The following is a 5,310-nucleotide window of genomic DNA, read 5'->3' as shown; positions in this document are numbered from 1 at the left end:
GTGGATGGGGTGTCCTTTGAGATCAAGAGAGGCGAGACCTTCGGCCTGGTCGGGGAGTCGGGCTGCGGCAAGTCGACCACCGGCCGCACGATCCTGCAGCTGTACAAGCCGACGGCGGGCAAGGTGTACTACGAGGACGTCGACCTGACGACGCTGCCGTCGGAAGAGATGCGCCGCATGCGGCGCAAGATGCAGATGATCTTTCAGGATCCGTATGCCAGCCTGAACCCGCGCATGACGGTCGGCGAGATCATCGGCGAGCCGCTGATCGTCCACAACCTGGCCAAGAGCAATCAGGTCCAGGAGCGGGTGGGCCGTCTGCTTGAGCTGGTTGGGCTGAACCCGGCCTACAACAATCGCTATCCGCACGAGTTCTCCGGCGGCCAGCGCCAGCGCATCGGTGTGGCGCGGGCCCTGGCGCTTCAGCCCGAGCTGATCGTCTGCGATGAGCCGATCTCCGCCCTGGATGTGTCGATCCAGGCGCAGGTGGTCAATCTGCTGGAGGACTTGCAGGACCAATTTGGGCTGACCTACCTGTTCATCGCCCACGACCTGTCCATGGTGCGCCACATCAGTGACCGGGTCGCCGTGATGTACCTGGGCAAGATCGTCGAACTGGCCAGCCGCAATGACGTGTACGCCAACCCCCTGCACCCGTACACCAAGGCGCTGCTCTCGGCCGTGCCGGTTGCCGATCCGGCGATCGAGGAGAAGCGGGAGCGGATCATTCTGCAGGGGGACGTACCCAGCCCGGTCAACCCGCCTTCCGGTTGCCATTTCCGCACGCGCTGCCCACTGGCAGTTGACCTGTGCGCCCAGAAGGAGCCCGAGTGGCGGGAGATAACTCCTTCGCATTGGGTTGCATGCCATCTAGTTTAGAATAGGACCAAAGACGGGCCCCGTGACCGGGGCCGAAGGGAGGTGGTTCCGGACAAAGGCAGTGCCCAGACCGCGCGTTGCGGTAAGACCATCACGAATCATAAGCAAGGAGGAGAAGTCTAATGCGTACTAAGCGATTTGGTGTGATTTCGCTGCTGGTGGCTTTCGGCCTGATCCTGGCCGCCTGCGCCCCGGCAGCCGGGACACCTGTTGTTCAGACCGTGATCGTCGAAGGCGAGGTGATGGTCGTAACCACCACGCCAGAAGCCCCGGCAGCGGCGCCGAAGGTCGTCACAGGGATGATCGGGTACAACGACATCCCGACCCTCGATCCGGGCGTGGCTGAAGACACCAGCGCCATCACGATCGTCAATGCCACCAACGTCGGCCTGACCTGGCTGGACGAGACAGACGCCACGCTCCATCCCGGCATGGCCGAGTCGTGGGATATCTCTGAAGACGGCAAGACCTACACCTTCCATCTGCGCCAGGGGATTCCGTGGGTGAAGTATGACGGCACCCAGGTAGTCGAAGTGATGGACTGCCAAGAGACCCCGGCCGCCCGGCCGGTGACGGCAGTGGACTTCGAGTACGGCATCAAGCGGGCGCTGGCTCCCGAGACAGCCTCGCCGTACGCTTACGTCCTAGCCTTCGCCGTCAAGGGCGCCGCGGAGTACAACAGCGGGACGGGAACTGCCGATGACGTGGCGGTCAAGGCCCTCGACGACTACACCCTCGAGGTTACCTTCCTCGAGAACGTCGCCTACAATGCCAACATCATCGGCCTGTGGACGGCGCATGCCGTGCCGAAGTGGATCATCGAAGGCGATGACTGCACCGACGCACGGGGAGATCGCTGGTTCGAGCCCGGATTCTTCCAGGGCTTTGGCCCCTTCGTCCTGAAGGACTGGGTGCACGACTCGGACATCACGATCATGAAGAACCCCTTCTGGCCGGGCACCGAGGCCATCCCGCAGGCGATGCTGGATGAGGTCAAGCTCTTCTTCCTCGACTCCGTTCCGGCCTTCGCCGAGTACGAGGCAGGGAACCTGGACTTCACCGAGGTGCCTCTGGCCGACATCGACCGGGTCAAGGCCGATCCGGTCCTGTCGCAGGAATACAGCGTCTACCCGAACCTGTGCACCTACTACTACGGCTTCAACACCAAGGCGCCGTTTGTCGATGACGTGCGCGTTCGCCGGGCGCTGTCAATGGCGGTCGACCGCCAGAGTCTGATCGACAACGTCACCAAGGGTGGGCAGGAGCCGGCGCAGTGGTTCGGTCGGCCGGGTCTGGTGGCGGCGCCGACGATGGCCGATCACCCGGACCTAGGCGTGAAGTACGATGCTGCGGCCGCCAAGGCCTTGCTCGACGAGTACCTGGCTGAGAAGGGCATTACCGCCGCCGATGTCGACCTCACCCTGATGTTCAACACCTCCTCCGGCCACCAGAAGATCGCCGAGGCCATTCAGCAGATGTGGCGCGAGACCCTGGGTTTGGAAGTCAAGCTGACCAACCAGGAGTGGCAGGTGTTCCTTGATACCACCAAGGACCCGGTCAACACGCCGCAGATCTACCGCATGGGCTGGTGCGTGGACTACCCGGATGAGAACAACTTCATCCGTGAGGTGATGGCCAAGGGTGGTTCGCAGAACCCAACCGCGGGTGGCGGCATCAACTGGCTGAACGAGGAGTTTGAGACGCTGGTCAAGGAGGCGGCGGCTGAGCAGGATCCCGCCAAGCGCCTGGATATGTACGCGCAGGCGGAAGAGATCCTGGTGATGACCGACGCTGTCATTGCCCCGTGGTACTGGTACACGACTGGCAATGTGACGAAGCCGTATGTCACCCGAACCTACCCGGTGACGGGACACAACGACTTCACCTTGTGGGATACCAGCAAGTAGCCTGGGGAAACCGCTAGATCCTGGGGGGAGGGGCAACCCTCCCCCCAGCTTCCCCGGCGGCGGATTGCACCGCACACGGATGCGGTTCAGTCCGGCGCCTGACCAAGAACGGGGTGGCCGAGGAGTCCACAAGCATGGGCCGATATGTCGTTCGACGTCTGCTGTGGCTGATCGTGGTGCTTTTCGCCGTCTCGGTGATCACCTTCGGCCTGATGCATGCCGTGCCGGGCGGGCCCTTCGCCCGGGAGAAAACGCTGCCGCAGGAAATCATCGACAATCTCAACAAGCGCTACCATCTCGATGAGCCCCTGCCGATGCAGTATGCGCGCTATATCTCCAACATCATCATCCCGAAGATCTCCAGCTTGCCACCGGGTGTCTCGACTCAGGACGACGCCCTGTTCAACATCAAGCTGGGGGCTGTCTGGCTGAAGTGGATGAACTTCGGCCCTTCGTATCTCTCTCGCAGCCGCTCGGTCAACGACATCTTCCGGGACAACTTGCCCGTCTCGATTCAGCTGGGCGTCATGGCGCTGACGCTGTCGGTGATCATCGGTGTCCCTCTCGGGATTCTGGCTGCCCTGAAGCAGAACACTTTCTGGGACTACTTCGGGATGAGCATTGCCATCTTCGGCGTCTCCGTTCCGGTGATCGTTTTCGGCCCGATCCTGGTGGCCATCTTTGCCGTAGCGCTGGGATGGTTTCCGGCCACCGGCTGGGGTGCCAAGCCCCCCTTCACCTTCTTCTTCCTCCCAACCAATCTCAATCCGGACTACTTCCGGCGGGCAGCCCTGCCCGTTCTTGCGCTGGGCCTGGGGAGCATGGCCATCCTTGCCCGCTTGACCCGCGCCACGCTGCTGCAGGTGATCCGGGAGGACTATATCCGGACGGCGCGCTCCAAGGGGTTGGCCGAACGGGTGATCATCGTCCGCCATGCCTTGAAGAACGCGTTGATCCCGGTCATCACCGTCTTGGGCCCACTGTTCGCCGCCCTGGTGACCGGCACCTTCGTCACCGAAACCATCTTCGGAATCGCCGGCATGGGCCGCTACTTCGTCACCAGCATCACCAACCGAGATTATCCGGTGATTATGGGCACGATCCTGCTGTATGCTTTCCTGCTGGTGATCGCAAACCTGTTCGTCGATCTGGCTTATGCCTGGATGGATCCTCGCATCCGGTATGAATAGGCTGCTCGGAGGCCCGCCATGGGTGTTCAGACGGATGTCTTGAAGGCTGGGGCCGCCGGTGTTCCCCGCGCCCAGAAAGGCGAAAGCCTGTGGTTGGATGCCTGGCGCCGGCTGCGGCGCAACCGGGCTGCGGTCCTCGGCGGGGTGATCATCCTGATCCTGGCACTGACCGCCATCTTTGCCGATGTGATCGCTCCCTACAGCTACTATGAGCAGACCCTGATCGACAACAACAAGGTCCCGCCGTGGATGCTGGTCATCTTCCCCTTCATGAAGCCGTATGCCAAGATCAGCATGGACTACCTGGTGGGTGCAGACTACGTGGGGCGGGACCTGTTCAGCCGGGTCGTGTACGGTTCCCGCGTCTCCCTGACCGTGGCGCTGATCGCTCCGCTGATCAGCCTGGCGATCGGGCTGGTCGTGGGCACCGTCTCCGGCTACCGAGGCGGGCGGACGGATAGCTTCTTGATGCGGACGGTCGATGTGCTCTATGCCTTCCCGACCATCTTGTTCGTCATCTTGCTGATGGCCTTCTTCCGCTCGACCTTCGCCCGGCCCGATCAGGGCACTTTCGCCTACGCCGTGAGCTCACTCGACAACCGCATGGGCGGCATGCTGTTCATCTTCATCGGCCTGGGGATCACCGCCTGGGAGACCATGGCACGTCTCTCCCGGGGTCAGGTCCTTTCGGTGCGCGAGAAGGAATACATTGAGGCCGCCCACACCATTGGGGTCAAAGACAACCGGATCATGCAGCGGCACATTCTCCCCAACATCATCGGGCCCCTGATCGTGTACGAGACGCTCGCCATCCCGACCTACATTGCGCTGGAAGCCTTCTTGTCGTTCATTGGCCTGGGGGTCAATCCGCCGACACCCTCCTGGGGATCGATGATCGCCGACGGCTCGGGTGTTGTCCGCAGCTATCCCAACCAGGTGCTGGCTCCAGCCCTGGCGCTGGCGATCACTATGTTCGCCTTCAACTTCCTGGGCGACGGGCTGCGCGACGCGCTCGACCCGCGCCTACGAGGCACGCAGTAGCCGGATCGCCGCCGGCGGGTGGCGCGGCCGGCGGGTCTTCCCCTTACAATCCGCCCACGCCGACCGCCGAACGGTCGGCGTGGGCCATATCCTGCGGGTGTCTGGATGGGCACTGATCCCCGGGAGGGACTCTGTTCCTGTTGGGAGTCGCGCTGTGCCTCGCCGCTGTGGGTGTGGGAAGCACGCCGGAGGCCAGCCCGGCGTGGTCGAATGGGGCGGGCGGCGCCCGGTTGCAGAAGGTCCAGGATCAACTCGTCCGTGGGCGGGTCGCCTACGGGCTGAAGTGCATCCGT

General features: G+C 63.0%; 4 protein-coding genes. All 4 read left to right on the top strand.

The window, feature by feature from the left end; translation table 11 throughout:
* A partial coding sequence (locus MUO23_13250) for an ATP-binding cassette domain-containing protein (GenBank protein MCJ7513915.1) occupies positions 1-879 on the top strand: 879 nt, incomplete at its 5' end.
* A gap of 122 nt (positions 880-1,001) precedes the next feature.
* Positions 1,002-2,786 carry a peptide ABC transporter substrate-binding protein gene (locus MUO23_13245; GenBank protein ID MCJ7513914.1) on the top strand — a complete coding sequence of 595 codons (1,785 nt, stop codon included), beginning with the start codon at positions 1,002-1,004 and terminating at the stop codon, positions 2,784-2,786.
* Between the two features lie 134 nt (positions 2,787-2,920).
* Positions 2,921-3,976 carry an ABC transporter permease gene (locus MUO23_13240; GenBank protein MCJ7513913.1) on the top strand — a complete coding sequence of 352 codons (1,056 nt, stop codon included), beginning with the start codon at positions 2,921-2,923 and terminating at the stop codon, positions 3,974-3,976.
* 18 nt (positions 3,977-3,994) lie between these two features.
* Positions 3,995-5,017, top strand: a complete 1,023-nt coding sequence (locus tag MUO23_13235) for an ABC transporter permease (protein ID MCJ7513912.1) — start codon at positions 3,995-3,997, stop codon at positions 5,015-5,017.
* The last annotated feature ends 293 nt before the right edge of the window (positions 5,018-5,310 follow it).

This window comes from Anaerolineales bacterium (assembly GCA_022866145.1).
GTDB lineage: Bacteria > Chloroflexota > Anaerolineae > Anaerolineales > E44-bin32 > PFL42.
The sequence above is the reverse complement of the archived record's forward strand: the minus strand, read 5'-3'. Positions and strand labels throughout refer to the sequence as shown.

Bases quoted from the DNA above. Each gene is read 5' to 3' on its own strand.
- MUO23_13240 (MCJ7513913.1), top strand. From the start codon at position 2,921: ATGGGCCGATATGTCGTTCGACGTCTGCTGTGGCTGATCGTGGTGCTT.
- MUO23_13235 (MCJ7513912.1), top strand. From the start codon at position 3,995: ATGGGTGTTCAGACGGATGTCTTGAAGGCTGGGGCCGCCGGTGTTCCC.
- MUO23_13245 (MCJ7513914.1), top strand. From the start codon at position 1,002: ATGCGTACTAAGCGATTTGGTGTGATTTCGCTGCTGGTGGCTTTCGGC.